Genomic DNA, 16,074 nt, shown 5'->3' on the forward strand with positions numbered 1-16,074 from the left:
TCCTAAAATGATCGGCCATTCTACCCTCCGACCGGCACCCGCATGGATGTATCGCCCCTGTCTCCCGCGACGCCCGACGACGCCGGCCTGGTCGCCAGCGGCCGTCGCGTGGTCGAGATCGAACAGGCCGCGCTGGCGGCGGTCGGCGCCCGCATCGGCACCGAGTTCGCCGCCGCCTGCCGGCTGATCCTGGGTTCGCGCGGGCGCGTGGTCGCCACCGGCATGGGCAAGTCCGGCCACGTGGCGCGCAAGATCGCCGCCACCCTCGCCTCCACCGGCACCCCGGCGTTCTTCGTGCACCCGGGCGAGGCCGGGCATGGCGACCTGGGCATGATCACCGACGCCGACGTGGTCCTGGCGCTGTCCTATTCCGGCGAGTCCGACGAGATCCTGATGCTGCTGCCGGTGCTCAAGCGCCAGGGCAACGCGGTGATCGCGATGACCGGGCGCGCGCAGTCCACGCTGGCGCGCGAGGCCGACCTGCACCTGGACGTCAGCGTGCCGGCCGAGGCCTGCCCGCTGGACCTGGCTCCGACCTCCAGCACCACCGCCTCGCTGGCGCTGGGCGATGCGCTGGCGGTGGCGCTGCTGGACGCGCGCGGCTTCACCGCCGACGACTTCGCCCGTTCGCACCCGGCCGGCAGCCTCGGCCGCCGCCTGCTGCTGCACATCACCGACGTCATGCACCGTGGCGACGAACTGCCCAAGGTGCGCGAGGACGCCAGCCTCAGCGAGGCGCTGGTGGAGATGAGCCGCAAGCGCCTGGGCATGACCGCGGTGGTGGACGCCGACGACCGCCTGCTCGGGCTGTTCACCGACGGCGACCTGCGCCGCGCCCTGGACAGCGCGCTGGACGTGCGCCAGACCCGCATCGCCGAGGTGATGACCCGGCAACCGCGGACCATCGGCGCCGACCAGCTCGCCGCCGAGGCCGCACGGCTGATGGAGACCCACCAGATCAACGGCCTGATCGTGGTCGACGCGGCCGGCCGCGCAGTTGGCGCGCTCAACATTCACGACCTGTTGCGCGCCAGAGTGGTTTAACAGGCTGAACCCGTTCACTGCCCGCCGGCGCCTCCACGCCGCTGGCCCCGGCCGCTGGAAAGCCGGCCTCCCCGCCCCGATATCCCGAACATGCCCTATTCCCCGCTGGCCGACCTCCCCGCCGACCTGATCGACCGCGCCGCCCGGATCCGCCTGGCGTGCTTCGACGTGGACGGCACACTGACCGACGGCCGCCTGTACTACGACCGCGACGGCAACGAGAGCAAGGCCTTCAACGTGCTCGACGGCCAGGGCCTGGTGCAGTTGCGCCGGCACGGCATCGACGTGGCGCTGATCACCGCCCGCCCCAGCCTGGCCGCGGAGAAGCGCGGCCAGGAGCTGGGCCTGCTGGTGCAGATCGGGGTCAAGGACAAGCGCGCCGGGGTGCAGGCGCTGTGCGACGAGCGCGGCATCGGCCTGGAGCAGGTCTGCTTCATGGGCGACGACCTGCCCGACCTGGCGCCGCTGCGCGTGGTCGGCCTGGCGGTGGCCCCGGCCAACGCCCACCCCTGGACCGCCGAACACGTGCACTGGACCACCCGTGCCCGCGGCGGCGAAGGCGCGGCGCGCGAACTGTGCGACGTGCTGCTGGCCGCGCAAGGCCACGTCCCGTCCCTGCTGCAGGAGCATGGCGCATGAACTGGCGCACCACCCTTGGCACGCTGTTGCTGGTCGGGGCGCTGATCAGCGGCTGGTCGGCCTGGAACCAGCGCAGCAAGCCGACACGCAATCCGTCCGACGAAGCCAGCGTGGACTACATCGCCCGCGACTTCGAGATCGTCAGCCTGGACAAGCAGGGCAAGGAAGCGATGACCCTGCGCGCGCCGCAGATGGAACGCAGCCGCGCCGACCAGACGATGTCGATCGTGACCCCGCTGTTCCTGCTGCCCGACGCCAACGGCCAGCACTGGGAAATGCGCAGCAAGACCGGCTGGGTCAGCGCCAACGGCGACGAACTGCGCCTGCGCGAGGACGTCGCCGGCGACAGCCCCAAGGTGCCCAGCATCCCGCCCACCACCTTCCGTACCCAGAGCCTGGACGTCTTCCCGCAGACCAACAGCGCGCGCACCGCCGACCCGGTCACCATGACCAGGCCCGGTATGATGCAGACCGGCGTCGGCTTCGAAGTCGATCTGAAATCCCGGCAGTACAAGCTCCTTTCACAGGTCAAGACCCGTTATGAACCGAATGCTGCCCGCTAAGCTCGCCCTGCTCGCCCTGCTGCTGCCGACCCTGGCGCTGGCCAAGTCGACCGACCGCAACCAGCCGATGGATATCAAGTCCGACACCAACAATTGCGACAACTTGAGCGGTGACGACGGCAAGTGCCGCTTCGCTGGTAACGTCATCATCGTGCAGGGCACGCTTGAAGTGCATGCCGATACGGCCGACCTGTTCCGCAAGAATGGCGATGTCGACAGGATCCTGCTCAATGGCAAGCAAGCCACGCTGAAGCAGGACATGGACGACGGCTCCACCGTGAATGGCACTGCCGACACGATCGATTACACCGTCGGCAACGATACGGTAATCCTGACGGGCAACTACAAAATGACCTCACCCAAGGGCACCAATGCCGGTCAGCGCATGGTCTACAACACAAAGACCGGCAACATGCAGGGCGGCGGCGATGGTACCCGCGTGCACACGGTGATCCAGCCGAAGAACGCCGCCCCGGCAACGCCGGCCGGCGCGCCGGCAGCCGGCGCCAAGCCCGCCGCGGCGCCTGCCAAGCCGACCAAGCAAGGAGGCCAGTAATGCTGCTCGCCGAAGGCCTGCGCAAGCGCTACAAGCAGCGCGAAGTGGTGCGCGACTTTGCGCTGACCCTGGAGGCCGGCGAAGTGGTCGGCCTGCTCGGCCCCAACGGTGCCGGCAAGACCACTTGCTTCTACATGATCGTCGGCCTGGTCGACGCCGATGCCGGGCGCATCGTGCTCGACGGCAACGACATCACCGCGCTGCCGATGTACAAGCGCGCCAAGCTCGGCGTCGGCTACCTGCCGCAGGAACCGTCGGTGTTCCGCAAGCTCAGCGTCGCCGACAACATCCGCCTGGTGCTGGAACTGCGCGAGGATCTGGACAACGCCGGACAGGAACGCGAACTGGTGGCACTGCTGGACGAACTGCAGATCAGCCACGTCGCCGACCAGCTCGGCGCCAGCCTCTCCGGCGGCGAGCGCCGCCGCTGCGAGATCGCACGCGCGCTGGCGGCCAAGCCGCGGCTGATGCTGCTCGACGAACCCTTCGCCGGCGTCGACCCGATCTCGGTCGGCGAAATCCAGCGCATCGTCACCCACCTCAAGCAGCGCGGCATCGGCGTGCTCATCACCGACCACAACGTGCGCGAAACCTTGGGAATCTGCGACCGGGCGTATATCCTCAACGAGGGCAGCGTGTTGGCGCAGGGGGCGCCAGATGTTCTGCTGACCAACGCTGAGGTTCGCCGAGTTTATCTCGGAGACTCCTTTAAACTTTAATTACCCTCAAGCCAATTTGATGAAATTGACTTGACCTTCGGGTCAACAGAAAAAACAAATCTTTTTTCCACGACATCGTCCGCAGCATCAGATGTCTCGAGCAATCCATAGACAGGATTTGAGCGCCCTAACACGTCGGACACCAAGTCTGGCGAATTATATCTTTCTGAAACATCGAAAGACCCAACACATAGCGTAACGCCACATTCAAACTCTATACGACTAATACCCTGCCTCTCTCCAGCAGCCTTATCTATTGTTGAAGAGTATATCTTTCTCAACTCTTGGGCCTCTGGGTCAGAAACAGATTTTGATGCAATCTCTTTCAAAAAAGCAGGGAAATTTTTTCGGTCAAGAATGACCTTAGCTTTGCCTAGGGAAATTGAGTTTCCAGCCAATAAAGCCACCTCACCACCGAATTTTTTAGAATCGGCCTGCCCGACTTCTAAGCGGGTTGTTTTTATACCACCAGACGAATTATCGGACGGGATGGGAGAGGACAGATCAGAGCTAACTGCAGATGGATTCTGAGCGTTATAGCCCTGATGCTTTTTTGTTAAAACGCCAGTACTATTAAATACTTCCGAACCAGAAGTATTCCAACCAAAAACCCAAATCGCCACAGCCAGGGTCGCAATAACTAAAATACAACCCGAAAAATAAATTTTTCTCATTGCAACCCCGGCTGTGCGAAAATAAAACTAATATAAAATCAATTTTGCTCCGGAGTTCCCGGAGTTCTATATCGCGTGTGAATCTGACCACCACAGCAATCAGAAATCGAATAGTTTCCACCGCCGAGATTGGTAACAACACAGCTATTATCGCAAGTGGTTGTCACTCCCCCAATCGTAACCGAGCTGCTCGCTGAAGCAATATCACTCACACCTAACAGCAGGAAAGCAGAGTAAAGTACCGCACGCTTCTTCACGCTCGAAAGAAAAGCCATAATACAAACTCCTTTTTGTGTTTTAGCCGTAGTCAGTTGCGCCAGCCGTCGAGATTAGCGCGCGTGATTCTTATCACAAGCGTGAATTTACCGTCAAGGGATTTTTCACGAATGGCATCCACCCGGAGCCATTAGAACGCCTCAAGTAATGCTTCCAAGACAACGCTAAGATTCAGAACCGCTTCATTGCTGAGTACACACTACGGATGAAAGCACGGCTGCAGACATCGCTGGGACAGCACCTGGTCATGACGCCGCAGTTGCGGCAGGCGATCAAGCTGTTGCAGATGTCCAGCGCCGAGCTCGAAGTGGAGATCGCCGAGGCGGTGGAGAGCAATCCGCTGCTGGAATGGTCCGAGGACGCCGCACCGGCGTTCGAACGCGGCGATGGCGCCGACCATGGCCATGACCACGACCATGCGGCAGGCGAGGCACGCAGCGACGGCGATGGCGACCGCGGCGAAGCCGCACCGGCCAGCGACGGCGCCGATTGGGCGGACGCCGAGCCGGCTTGGGGCGGCGGCAGCGGCGGGTCGTTCGACGACGACGATCTGGGCAGCGCGGCCGAGCGCGTGGCCGAGCCGGACACCCTGATCGACCACCTGCTGTGGCAGTTGCACCTGTCGCCGCTGTCCGCGCGCGACCGCAGCATCGGCGCGGCGCTGATCGACGCGCTCGACGACGACGGCTACCTGCGCGAGCCGCTGGCCGCGATCGCCGAGACCCTGCGCCCGGACATCGCCGCCGAGGAGGACGAGATCCTCACCGTGCTGCACCAGATCCAACGCTTCGACCCGGCCGGCATCGCCGCACGCAGCCTGGGCGAATGCCTGACCCTGCAGTTGGATACCCTGCCTGCCGACACGCCGGGCCTGGCCCTGGCGCGCACCATCGCCAACGGCCCGCTGGAGCGCTTGCCGCGCAGCGGCGTGGCCGGGCTGGCCCACGAACTCAAGCGACCGACCGCGGAGGTCGACACCGCCGTCGCGCTGCTGCGCTCGCTGGACCCGCGCCCGGGCAAGCAGATCGGCGAACTGGGTAGCGACACCTACGTGGTGCCCGACTGCGTGGTCTGGCGCCAGCGCGGGGTGTGGCATGCGGCGCTGTCCGCGCACGCCCAGCCCAAGGTCACCATCCACCGCGGCTACGAGCGGCTGATCCGCCAGTGCGGCGAAAGCGACGCCGGCTATCTGCGCGGCCAGTTGCAGGAAGCGCGCTGGCTGCTGAAGAGCCTGGAAGCGCGTGGCGAGACCCTGCTCAAGGTCACCCGCTGCCTGCTCAAGCAGCAGGCCGGCTTCCTGGAGTTCGGCGAACAGGCGCTGCGACCGCTGACCCTGCGCGAGATCGCCGGCGAACTGGGCCTGCACGAAAGCACCATCTCGCGCGCCATCGCCCGCAAGTACGTGCGCACCCCGCGCGGCACCATCCCGCTGCGCGCCTTCTTCGCCTCCGGCATCGACACCGACAGCGGCGGCGAGGCGTCCAGCACCGCGATCCAGGCGATGATCCGGCGGCTGATCGACGCGGAGAATCCGCGCAAGCCGCTTTCTGACGCCAAGCTGGCCGACCTGCTGAAAAGTGCCGGCGTCCCTGTAGCGCGCCGCACCGTGGCGAAGTATCGTGAGGCCATGAACATTTCCGCCTCCCACGAACGCGTCCGGATCGGCTAGCGGCGGCGGCGATGGTTCATAGGTGAAACCCGAACCAAGGAGTATCCGATGCGTATCGAGACCTACGGCCAGCAGATCGAAGTCACCCCCGCCCTGCGCGAGTATGTGGAGACCAAGCTGCAACGGCTGAAGCGACACTACGAGGAAACCATCGAGGTCCGCGCCCAGCTGGCGCTGCGCAAGCCCGACCATCATGTCGAGGCCACGGTCAACGTTCCCGGCCGCACCCTGCACGCCGACGCCACCGCACAGACCATGTACGCGGCGATCGACCTGCTCGCCGACAAGCTGGACCGGCTGATCATCAAGCACAAGGAAAAGAAGCACGACCACCATGCGGCCGAGGTGCGCGACAATCTCGCGTGATCCTCCCCACGTTGCGCCGCCATGCCCTTGACCGATCTGATGGCGGCCGTCAGCACCCAGGTGCTTCCGGCCGCCGATCGCGACACCCTGCTGCACACCGCCGCCGGTCTGCTGGCCTGCCAGCAGGCCGGCGCCGATGAACTCTTCGCCAGCCTGCGCGAGCGCGAACAGCTCGGCAGCACCGCCATCGGCCACGGCATCGCCATCCCGCACGGCCGCGCGCCGGACCTGGACGCCCCACGCGGCGCGCTCCTACGCCTGCTGCAGCCGATCGATTTCGACGGCCAGGGCACCCAGGTCGACCTGATCTTCGCCATGGCCGTCCCGGCGCACTACACGCACCAACACCTGATGCTGCTGTCCGAACTGGCCGAGCAGTTCTCCATCGAAGAGTTCCGCGACGCCCTGCGCAACGCGCCGGATGCCGCTGCGCTGTATGCGCTGCTCGGCGGCGCGCCACGGGCCGCCGCATGAACACCAGCATCGACGCACGCGAACTGTTCGACCAGCAGCGCGACCGCCTGGGCCTGCGCTGGATTGCCGGGCACAAAGGCGAACACCGGGTGCTGGAGGCAGGCAACGCGGTCTCACGGCGCCCGTCGCTGGCCGGCTATCTCAACACTATCTACCCCAACAAGGTGCAGATCCTCGGCACCGAGGAACTGGCCTGGCTGGACTCGCTGGACGCGCGCCAGCGCTGGGAGACCATCGAGAAGATCGTGCAGGTGCGGCCGCTGGCGCTGGTGGTCACCAAGAACCAGTCGTGCCCGGAAGACCTGCGCGCGGCCGCCGACGAATCCGACACGCCGCTGTGGGTCTCGCCCAAGCGCGGCCACGAACTGCTCAATCACCTCTCCTACCACCTGGCGCGCACGCTGGCGCCGCGGGTGATCCTGCATGGCGTGTTCATGGAGATCTACTCGATCGGCGTGCTGATCACCGGCGAGGCCGGCTCGGGCAAGAGCGAGCTGGCGCTGGAATTGCTCAGCCGCGGCCACCGCCTGGTCGCCGACGACGCGCCGGAGTTCACCCAGATCGCCCCCGACGTGCTCGACGGCACCTGTCCGGAACTGCTGCAGGACCTGCTGGAGGTGCGCGGGCTGGGCGTGCTGAACGTACGCGAGATGTTCGGCGACACGGCTGTAAAGAAGAACAAGTACCTTCGGCTCATCGTGCACCTGACCCGGCCCATGACCGAGCCCACGCCCCACGGCTACGAGCGCCTCACCGGCGATTCCGGTACCCGCCACGTGCTGGACCTGGACGTGCCGCTGATCACCCTGCCGGTGATGCCCGGCCGCAACCTGGCGGTGCTGACCGAAGCCGCCACGCGCCTGCACATCCTGCGCACCAAGGGCATCGACCCGGCGGCGATGTTCATCGCCCGCCACAGCAATCTGCTGGAGCGGCGCACCCCATGACCGCCGGCGCCAACACCTCCACCCTGGTCATCGTCAGCGGGCTGTCCGGCTCCGGCAAGTCGGTGGCGCTGAAGACCTTCGAGGACCTGGACTACTACTGCGTCGACAACCTGCCGGTGGAACTGCTGCCGGCCTTCGTCAAGAGCCTGGTGCGCGAGGATGCCGGCCCCAGCAAGCTGGCGGTGGGCATCGACGTGCGCAGCCGCCACAGCGACCTGACCCAGCTCTCGCGCTGGCGCGAGGCGGTGGCGCAGTTCGGCCTGGATGCACGGCTGTTGTTTTTCGACGCCAACGACGAGGCGCTGATCAAGCGCTACGCCGACACCCGCCGGCGCCATCCGCTGTCGCGCCAGGGCCTGTCGCTGCCGGAAGCGATCGAGCGCGAGCGCGCGCTGACCGAGCCGCTACGCGAGGCGGCCGATGCGGTGATCGACACCAGCGCGCTCAACGTGCACCAGCTGCGCCGGCGGGTCACCACCGAGTTCGCGCTGTCCGCCGAGAACACGCTGTCGCTGCTGTTCGAGTCCTTCGCCTACAAGCGCGGCGTCCCGGCCGAGGCGGATTTCGTGTTCGATGCGCGGGTGCTGCCGAATCCGCACTGGGACCCGGAGCTTCGGCCGATGACCGGCCGCGACAGCGGCGTGCGCGAGTACCTGGACGCGCAACCGGATGTGCAGCGCTACACCGCGCAACTGATCGACTTCCTCGATACCTGGCTGCCGCGGTTGCGCAACGACACCCGCAGCTACGTGACCATCGCCTTCGGTTGCACCGGCGGCAAGCACCGCTCGGTGTACCTGGCCGAACGCCTGGCCCGCCACGCCCGCGAACAGGGCTGGCCGGAAGTGGCGACGTTCCATCGCGAGCAGGATTGAGGCGCACCCGCCAACCAGAACGCAGGCCCGATATGGAATCGAACAATCGCATGGAATTCGGCAATCGGATCAAAAAGGAAATGACCGAGGGCATGATCAGGGCACTGCTGGAAGATGCAGGCTATCGGGTTATCGATTCAGGCATCGAGAAAGTCATCCGGGAACTGTCTTGCATGACGACGCTGGACTATTTGCGCTTGGGCTATCCCGATGCACTGAGCCACCTGCCCGATTTCACAGTAATGAATCGGGAGCAGACGGAAAAGTTTCTGGTCGAAGTCAAGTATCGAAGCGTATGGGACAAGTCGTTGTTCGATAGCGTGGCGGAGCAGGTAAGGATCTTTGGCGAAATCGTCCTTGTCTCCGTCAACGCCAGCGCCGAGAACCCGCAGAACATCCACTCTCCATCTCGTTTCCTGCGTTGCTGCCGCTTAAGGCATCAAAATGGCCTCTACGAAATTGAGCTCAGGAGCAAGGACAAGAAGTACCAATGGAAACCTGTAGACGGTCTTAGTGACGGCTCCTGGCTATGGTGGTCGATGTCGCCCCTCCAAGAACGCTTTACGCAGCTATCCGAAGACAAGAACAGCAAATCGCTGACATCCGCGATCAACGCGCTGACCGGCATTCTGGACGGTTGACCGAATGCCCAACGACCGGGAGCGGCCGCGTCTGGAACACAGGCGGCGCAATCCCATGCCAAGCGAATGCGTTTCTCGCCGGGCCGTGGCCGCCATCGCTTGCTGGCAGAGGCTCTACCCATTCCCTGCGCCCTGCCTGACCTGTTAACGTTCTCCCATGGCCTGTGGCATTCTCCTCATCACCCACCCTGGAATCGGCGCTGCGCTGCTGAGCGTGGCGACCCGGCTGTTGCGGCAGTTGCCGCTGAAAACCGAAGCCTTCGAGGTGCCGTTCGACGCGGACCTCGACGCATTGCTGCCGCAGGCGTCGGCGGCTTTGCGGCGGGTGGACGACGGCGATGGCGTACTGGTGGTGACGGATCTGTACGGCGCCAGCCCGAGCAATCTCGCCGCACGGCTGGCGCGCCTGGGCACGCCGGTGCGACGCGTCTCGGCGCTGAGCCTGCCGATGCTGCTGCGGATCATGAATTATCCCGAACAAGGACTGGAGCAGCTGCCTGCGACCGCGGCAGCCGGCTCGCGCAACGGCGTGGTGATCGACGATGCTTGAACGCGAACTGCTGGTCTCCAATCGCCTCGGCCTGCACGCCCGCGCCACCGCCAAGCTGGTGCAGACGCTGTCCTCGTTCCGTTGCAACGCCACGCTGGCGGCCAAGGGCCGCGAGGTCAACGCCAAGAGCATCATGGGCGTGATGTTGCTGGCCGCCGCGCAGGGCACGCCGGTGACGGTGCGGGTGGACGGCGCCGACGAAGCCGAGGCACTCAAGGCCGTGGTCGACCTGTTCGAGCGGCGCTTCGACGAGGACAGCTGAGCATGCGCCGCCGGCGGCCGCAGGCAGGGACGCGGTGCCGCCGCACGGGGCACGCGCGGTGAGCGTGCGCATCGCCGGCCATGGCGCCTCGCGCGGCAATGCCCTGGGCCGGGCGCGGGTACGCCTGCCGCATGCGCTGGAGGTGGCCGAGCAACGCATCGCCGCTGCGCAGATCCCCGAGGAACTCGATCGCCTGCACCGTGCGGTGGACGCCGCGCGCGAGGAGATGCACGGCCTGCGCCAGCGCCTGCACGGCGCCCTGGCCAAGGAGGTCGGCGAATTCCTCGACCTGCATGCGCTGCTGCTCGACGACCCGGAACTGCTGCACGGCCTGGACGAACTGATCCGCACCGGCCGCTACAGCGCCGACTACGCGCTGCGCCTGCAGCGCGACCGCCTGGCAACCGTGTTCGACGACATGGAAGACGCCTACCTCAAGAGCCGCATGGACGATCTGGACCATGTGATCGGGCGGATCCATGCGTTCCTGCAGAAGCGCCAGCCTGACAGCGAGGGCCTGGCCGGCGAGATCCTGGTGTGCGAGAACGTGGCGCCGTCGGAACTGGCGCAGTTGCAGGCGCAGGGCGTGGTCGGCATCGTCACCAGCGCCGGCAGCAGCCTGTCGCACAGCGCGATCCTGGCGCGCAGCCTGCACCTGCCGCTGGTGGTCGGCGTCGCCGACGCGCTGCAGAAGATCAACGATGGCGACGTGCTGATCATCGACGGCACCCAGGGCGCGGTGCTGGTCGACCCGACCCCGGACGACCTGCGCGACTATCGCAGCCGCGTGCGCGAGCAGGCCAAGCTGCAGCGCAGCCTGGGCAAGCTGCGCTCCAAGCCCAGCCGCACCCGCGATGGCGTGGACATCACCTTGCTGGCCAACGCCGAGTCGCGCGACGACGTCACCCGCGCGCACGCACTCGGTGCCGACGGCCTGGGCCTGTACCGCACCGAGTTCCTGTTCCTGCAGCGCGACGCGCTGCCCGACGAGGAAGAACAGTTCCATACCTACCGCGACGCGGTGCTGGGCATGAGCGGGCGGCCGGTGACCATCCGCACCCTGGACCTGGGCGCGGACAAGGCCGACCGTACCGGCCTGACCATGAGCAATGAAGAAAACCCGGCGCTGGGATTGCGCGGCGTGCGCCTGTCGCTGGCCCGGCCCAAGGTTTCCGACACGCAGTTGCGCGCGCTGCTGCGCGCCTCCGCCTACGGCCCGGTGCGGGTGCTGGTGCCGATGGTCAGCGCGCGCGAGGAGCTGCTGGCGATGCGCCGGCATCTCAAGCGCATCGGCGCGCAGTTGCGCCGCGACGGCCACGCCATCGCCGAGCAGGTGCAACTCGGCGCGATGATCGAGGTGCCGGCGGCGGCGCTGGCGCTGGACACCTTCATCGACGCCATCGACTTCCTGTCGATCGGCACCAACGACCTGGTGCAGTACCTGCTCGCCGCCGACCGCAACAACGAGGCCGTGGCCGAACTGTATTCGCCGCTGCATCCGGCGGTGCTGCGATTGATCGCGCAGGTGATCGCCACCGGCCAGGCCCACGGCAAGCCGGTGGCGGTGTGCGGCGAGATCGCCGGCGACCCGTCCCTGACGCCGATGCTGCTGGCCCTGGGGCTGCGCGAGTTCAGCCTGCACCCGGCGACGATGCTGGAAGTGCGCCAGGTGATCCGCGACACCGACCTGCAGGCGCTGCGCCAGCGCGGCACCAAACTGCTGCAGGCCCGCGACCGCAAGGGCATCGAGCGTTGGCTGGGCTGCGCGATCGGGTAGTTCCGCGCGTGTTGCGACGTTGCATCGCGTAGGAGCGGCTTCAGCCGCGACAAGTTCAAGCATGACAAGATTGGTCGGCACCGCCTGTCGCGGCTGAAGCCGCTCCTACAGAAGACCGGGCCGCCGCGCGCAGGCCAGGACCAATCCTCGCCTCCACACCCCTTCACCCATGTCGCATCCTTGTGGGAGGGACTTCAGTCCCGACGCCTGATCCTCTATCGCGTCGGGACTGAAGTCCCTCCCACAAAAAAGCCGTCGTCCACGTGCCTGCGTAGATGCGTCATTCCCATCAGCATCCCTCTCCCTGGCTTTCTGCTTTCTGTTTCCTGCTTCTGCTCTCTGCTTTCCTCCTCCGTGCTGCCTATTCCCCTGCTCCCCTGGTCCTGCACCCTGCCCTTTGCCTCTCGCCCACCTCCCCAAGAGCAGCTGCTCGCTTCCTGCTCCCTGGCTTTTCTCCCCACGCACTGAGCCTTCTTCGCTCTGCACTTGCGATTCCCGATTCCCGATTCCCCACTCCCGGCTCCACCAACACTGTGCTTCCCGCAACATGCAGGCGATAATGTTGGGATGAACATCTGACCGACCGCGTTTCTCCGGAGCGCGGCCTCTACCGAAGGGAGCAGCGCATGGCCGACGCCGTCCGCCACGACAAGACCGCGCGGCAGCTGCGCATGCTGTCCGATGCGCTGGACAGCGGGCGCCTGGGTCCGGTGCGGCGGCTGGTCAATACGCTGGCGCCGGCGGAGATCGGCAACCTGCTGGAGTCGCTGCCGCCGGGCAAGCGCGAGGTGGTGTGGGGGCTGGTCGATCCGGAGGACGACGGCGAGGTACTGGTCCACGTCGGCGAGGAAGTGCGCGAGAGCCTGCTCGCGGACATGGACCCGGACGAAATAGTCGCCGCGGTCGAAGACCTGGACATCGACGACCTCGCCAACCTGGTCGAGGACCTGCCGGACACGGTCATCGACGAAGTGCTCAAGTCGATGGACCGCGAGAATCGCGAGCGGCTCGAGCAGGTGCTGTCGTATCCCGAGGACAGCGCCGGGCGTTTGATGAATCCTGACGTGGTCACCGTACGCGCCGACGTCAACGTCGACGTGGTGCTGCGCTATCTGCGCCTGCGCGGCGAGCTGCCGGACCACACCGACCACCTGTTCGTGGTCAGCCGCCGCCACCAGTACCTGGGGCGGGTGTCGCTGGCGGCGCTGGTGACCCACGAGGACTCCACCCCGATCAACCGGCTGATCGACGACGAGCAGCCGGCCATCGACGTCGGCGAAGGCGCCGACGAGGTCGCGCGGCAGTTCTCCGACCACGACTGGATCTCCGCGCCGGTGGTGGACGACAACAACATCCTGCTCGGCCGCATCACCATCGACGACGTGGTCGACATCATCCGCGACCAGGCCGAGCACCAGGCGATGAGCGCCGCCGGCCTGGACGAGGACGAGGACCTGTTCAGCCCGGTGCGGCGCGCATTCCGGCGCCGCCTGCTGTGGCTGACGATCAATCTCGGCACCGCCTTCATCGCCTCCAGCGTGGTCGGCCAGTTCGAAGGCACCATCGCCAAGCTGGTGGCGCTGGCCGCGCTGATGCCGATCGTGGCCGGCATGGGCGGCAACGCCGGCACCCAGGTGCTGGCGCTGATGGTGCGCGGCCTGGCGCTGGGGCAGATCGGCGCCTCCAACGTCATCGTGCTGCTGCGCAAGGAACTGGCGGTGGCGCTGATCAACGGCCTGGCGTTGGGCGTGGGCCTGGGCCTGATCGTGCTGCTGTGGTTCAAGCAGCCCCTGCTGTCGTTGGTGATCGGCTCGGCGTTGACCATCAACCTGCTCACCGCCGCGCTGGGCGGCGTGCTGGTGCCCTTGACGCTCAAGCGCCTGGGCTTCGATCCGGCGCTGGCCGGCGGGGTGATCCTGACCACGCTGACCGACGTGATGGGCTTCCTCAGCTTCCTCGGCCTGGCCACCCTGGTCCTGCTGTAGGGCGTTTCGTGCGGCGGGGCGGTTCTCGCCGGTCCACCGCACGCAGCGGCAACTGCGACCGGCGCGCATCCGACACCGCCCTCCGCCCCCTGCACGGCAGGCCCGCCGCGCCAGGACGCACTGTGGCCGGCGGCTGACTGGCGCATGTCCGCCGCCCCTGCCCGGGTTGTCGTGGAGTGGCCCAGCCCACGATACTGCGGCCTTCCCATCCGAGGGCCGGCCATGTCGATGCGTTCGTTGCTGCTTCTGCTGTGCCTGTCGATGGTCGGATGCAGCAGCTTGCCCAGCAACCCGGCGACCGGCCACTTCGTCAGCCGCCAGCTCACCCTCGACGGGCGTGTCTATCGCTACCAGGTGTTCGTGCCGGCGCCGGCGCATCGCCAGGGCCCGGTGCCGGTGGTGCTGTTCCTGCACGGCTCCGGCGAGCGCGGCGACGATGGCCGCGACCAGACCACGTCCGGGTTGGGTCCGTACCTGCGTCGCCACCTGGCCGATTTCCCGGCCCTGGTGGTGATGCCACAGGCGCCCGACGGCGAGGAGTGGAACGGCACCAACGCGACCATGGCGCTGCAGGCACTGGACGACAGCAGCGCCGAGTTCAACGGCGACCCGCAACGCACCTACCTGACTGGCATGTCGATGGGCGGTTACGGCACCTGGGAGATCGCCCTGAAGCAGCCGCAGCGCTTCGCCGCGCTGGTGCCGATCTGCGGTGCGATCCTGTCCCCGCACGAGGACCGCGAATACCTGGTGGTGACGCCGGTGGCCTATCTGGCCGATCCCTACAGCGCGCTGGCGCAGCGCCTGCGGCACGTGCCGGTGTGGATCTTCCACGGCGCCCAGGACGACGTGGTGCTGCCGCACGACGACCGCAAGATCGTGCGTGCGTTCAAGAACCTCGACGCCGACGTACGCTACACCGAATATCCGCAGGGCAACCACAACGCCTGGGACGCCACCTACCGCGATCCGAAGATGTGGCAGTGGCTGTTCGCGCAGAAGCGCAGCGACACCGGCAACGAGACAACTGCCGACAAGTAAGCCGTTTCCAGGAAAGGCTGCGCGATCGGATAGCAAGCGTGCGCTTGCGGCGTTTCGCCCTCAGTCCTACGCCACATCCTTGTGGGAGAACTTCAGTCCCGACGCCTGACCCCAACCGCGTCGGGACTGAAATCCCTCCCACAAAAAAAAGCCCACCGCGCTCGGCATGCGACGCGGCGCACGGCCACGCCAGGCTGTGCAAGCCGGGCCACAGCACCCCACCAAACCGCGTACAGTCCGCGCTTTCGTGCACAGGTTAGGCATGGCCACCGCCCTTCCCTCATCGCAGTCCATTTTCCACGCCCGCCTGCGCGGCCTGGACCCGAGCGCCGCGACGATCGCCGGCGCGGCGATTCCACCGCTGCTGGTGCCGGCACGCGACGCCCCCGCGGCACTGCAGCTCAGCGACAGCGGACGCTGGCTGTTGCAGGTGCTGGATGCGCTGGATGCCGTGGACCACGCCACCCAGGCCACCGGCCTGTCCGCCGACGCGCTGCGCCGCGACCAGAAGTTCGCGCCGCCCGGGCGGCCCTCGCTGCATCTGGTGCAGTTGCGCCAGCAGCAGGCGGCCGCGCAGCAGGCCCTGCGCCGCGCCAATCAGGCACTGGCCCAAGCCGCCACCGGCTTCGTGCGCAGCGCCGGGCTGACGCCGCCGCCACGGATCGGGCCGGTGGCATTCGTGCAAGGATGGATTGCGCGCCATCTGGGATGACGGCCCCGCGGCGCAGCGCGTGCCAGGCGTTGCACGGCGGCACACTCACGATGAAGCGGACGAGCGTCAAGGAGGTCTCGCACCGCGCCATTCGGAATCAGCCACGATCGCGGCTGGCAAAGGACGATGCCAGCCACTCGCCTACTGGCATGCGACGCGCGCTGGCGCGCGTGCCGAGGAAGCGGCCGTCCGTTCCGCGGCATGCGCGGCGCGCCGACCGCACTGCATCGCGTCGCGTCGCGTCGCGTCACATAGCGTCGCGAGGCCAACGTGCAAACACGCCACGCCGTGCGCGTCTACGCAA

The 16,074-nt window shown here is 66.6% G+C and carries 18 protein-coding genes; 17 read left to right on the plus strand and 1 reads right to left on the minus strand.

The window, feature by feature from the left end; translation table 11 throughout:
• The first annotated feature begins 42 nt into the window (after nucleotides 1-42).
• The 5 genes from GGR71_RS01920 (at nucleotide 43) to lptB (ending at nucleotide 3,521) form a co-directional block, all read left to right on the plus strand.
• On the plus strand, nucleotides 43-1,044 hold the full coding sequence (locus tag GGR71_RS01920; protein WP_160963880.1) for a KpsF/GutQ family sugar-phosphate isomerase: 1,002 nt from the start codon (nucleotides 43-45) through the stop codon (nucleotides 1,042-1,044).
• A 90-nt stretch (nucleotides 1,045-1,134) separates the two neighbouring features.
• The gene (locus GGR71_RS01925; RefSeq protein WP_017910666.1) at nucleotides 1,135-1,683 is read left to right on the plus strand and encodes a KdsC family phosphatase; all 549 of its coding nucleotides are present in this window, start codon (nucleotides 1,135-1,137) and stop codon (nucleotides 1,681-1,683) included.
• Nucleotides 1,680-2,246 carry an LPS export ABC transporter periplasmic protein LptC gene (gene lptC, locus GGR71_RS01930; protein WP_048492442.1) on the plus strand — a complete coding sequence of 189 codons (567 nt, stop codon included), beginning with the start codon at nucleotides 1,680-1,682 and terminating at the stop codon, nucleotides 2,244-2,246. The genes GGR71_RS01925 and lptC overlap by 4 nt, the downstream gene beginning before the upstream one ends.
• Nucleotides 2,224-2,802, plus strand: a complete 579-nt coding sequence (lptA, locus tag GGR71_RS01935) for a lipopolysaccharide transport periplasmic protein LptA (protein WP_160963878.1) — start codon at nucleotides 2,224-2,226, stop codon at nucleotides 2,800-2,802. The genes lptC and lptA overlap by 23 nt, the downstream gene beginning before the upstream one ends.
• Entirely contained in the window at nucleotides 2,802-3,521 is a 720-nt protein-coding gene (gene lptB / locus GGR71_RS01940) for an LPS export ABC transporter ATP-binding protein (protein WP_160963876.1), read from the plus strand. The genes lptA and lptB overlap by 1 nt, the downstream gene beginning before the upstream one ends.
• On the opposite strand, the gene GGR71_RS01945 is transcribed toward lptB, so the two are convergent.
• Complete coding sequence (locus GGR71_RS01945) at nucleotides 3,518-4,195, minus strand: hypothetical protein (RefSeq protein WP_160963874.1); 678 nt, start codon at nucleotides 4,193-4,195, stop codon at nucleotides 3,518-3,520. The genes lptB and GGR71_RS01945 overlap by 4 nt on opposite strands.
• A gap of 481 nt (nucleotides 4,196-4,676) precedes the next feature.
• Here GGR71_RS01945 and GGR71_RS01950 point away from each other — a divergent pair, with 481 nt between their 5' ends.
• From GGR71_RS01950 to GGR71_RS02005, 12 genes are all read left to right on the plus strand, one after another.
• Entirely contained in the window at nucleotides 4,677-6,140 is a 1,464-nt protein-coding gene (locus GGR71_RS01950; RefSeq protein ID WP_160963872.1) for an RNA polymerase factor sigma-54, read from the plus strand.
• 48 nt (nucleotides 6,141-6,188) lie between these two features.
• Nucleotides 6,189-6,506, plus strand: coding sequence for a ribosome hibernation-promoting factor, HPF/YfiA family (gene hpf / locus GGR71_RS01955; protein ID WP_152236581.1), 318 nt, complete (start codon nucleotides 6,189-6,191; stop codon nucleotides 6,504-6,506).
• Nucleotides 6,507-6,527: 21 nt separating this feature from the next.
• On the plus strand, nucleotides 6,528-6,980 hold the full coding sequence (locus tag GGR71_RS01960; protein WP_160963870.1) for a PTS sugar transporter subunit IIA: 453 nt from the start codon (nucleotides 6,528-6,530) through the stop codon (nucleotides 6,978-6,980).
• Nucleotides 6,977-7,927 carry an HPr(Ser) kinase/phosphatase gene (hprK, locus tag GGR71_RS01965; protein ID WP_160963868.1) on the plus strand — a complete coding sequence of 317 codons (951 nt, stop codon included), beginning with the start codon at nucleotides 6,977-6,979 and terminating at the stop codon, nucleotides 7,925-7,927. Before GGR71_RS01960 ends, hprK begins: the two co-directional genes overlap by 4 nt.
• Complete coding sequence (gene rapZ, locus GGR71_RS01970) at nucleotides 7,924-8,802, plus strand: RNase adapter RapZ (protein ID WP_160963866.1); 879 nt, start codon at nucleotides 7,924-7,926, stop codon at nucleotides 8,800-8,802. Before hprK ends, rapZ begins: the two co-directional genes overlap by 4 nt.
• A gap of 50 nt (nucleotides 8,803-8,852) precedes the next feature.
• Nucleotides 8,853-9,443, plus strand: a complete 591-nt coding sequence (locus GGR71_RS01975) for a hypothetical protein (protein WP_160963892.1) — start codon at nucleotides 8,853-8,855, stop codon at nucleotides 9,441-9,443.
• Nucleotides 9,444-9,600: 157 nt separating this feature from the next.
• The gene (locus tag GGR71_RS01980; protein WP_048492448.1) at nucleotides 9,601-9,993 is read left to right on the plus strand and encodes a PTS sugar transporter subunit IIA; all 393 of its coding nucleotides are present in this window, start codon (nucleotides 9,601-9,603) and stop codon (nucleotides 9,991-9,993) included.
• On the plus strand, nucleotides 9,986-10,255 hold the full coding sequence (locus tag GGR71_RS01985; protein ID WP_010344110.1) for an HPr family phosphocarrier protein: 270 nt from the start codon (nucleotides 9,986-9,988) through the stop codon (nucleotides 10,253-10,255). The genes GGR71_RS01980 and GGR71_RS01985 overlap by 8 nt, the downstream gene beginning before the upstream one ends.
• A 58-nt stretch (nucleotides 10,256-10,313) precedes the next feature.
• On the plus strand, nucleotides 10,314-12,032 hold the full coding sequence (gene ptsP, locus GGR71_RS01990) for a phosphoenolpyruvate--protein phosphotransferase (protein ID WP_160963864.1): 1,719 nt from the start codon (nucleotides 10,314-10,316) through the stop codon (nucleotides 12,030-12,032).
• Between the two features lie 626 nt (nucleotides 12,033-12,658).
• The gene (mgtE, locus tag GGR71_RS01995) at nucleotides 12,659-14,017 is read left to right on the plus strand and encodes a magnesium transporter (RefSeq protein ID WP_048492449.1); all 1,359 of its coding nucleotides are present in this window, start codon (nucleotides 12,659-12,661) and stop codon (nucleotides 14,015-14,017) included.
• A 222-nt stretch (nucleotides 14,018-14,239) separates the two neighbouring features.
• A complete protein-coding gene (locus GGR71_RS02000; protein WP_160963860.1) occupies nucleotides 14,240-15,058 on the plus strand; it encodes a carboxylesterase family protein in 819 nt (272 codons plus the stop codon).
• Nucleotides 15,059-15,320: 262 nt separating this feature from the next.
• Nucleotides 15,321-15,770 (plus strand): hypothetical protein, encoded by a 450-nt coding sequence (locus tag GGR71_RS02005; protein ID WP_160963858.1) that lies wholly within the window; start codon nucleotides 15,321-15,323, stop codon nucleotides 15,768-15,770.
• Nucleotides 15,771-16,074 lie beyond the last annotated feature (304 nt).

The organism is Xanthomonas sp. F1, assembly GCF_014199855.1.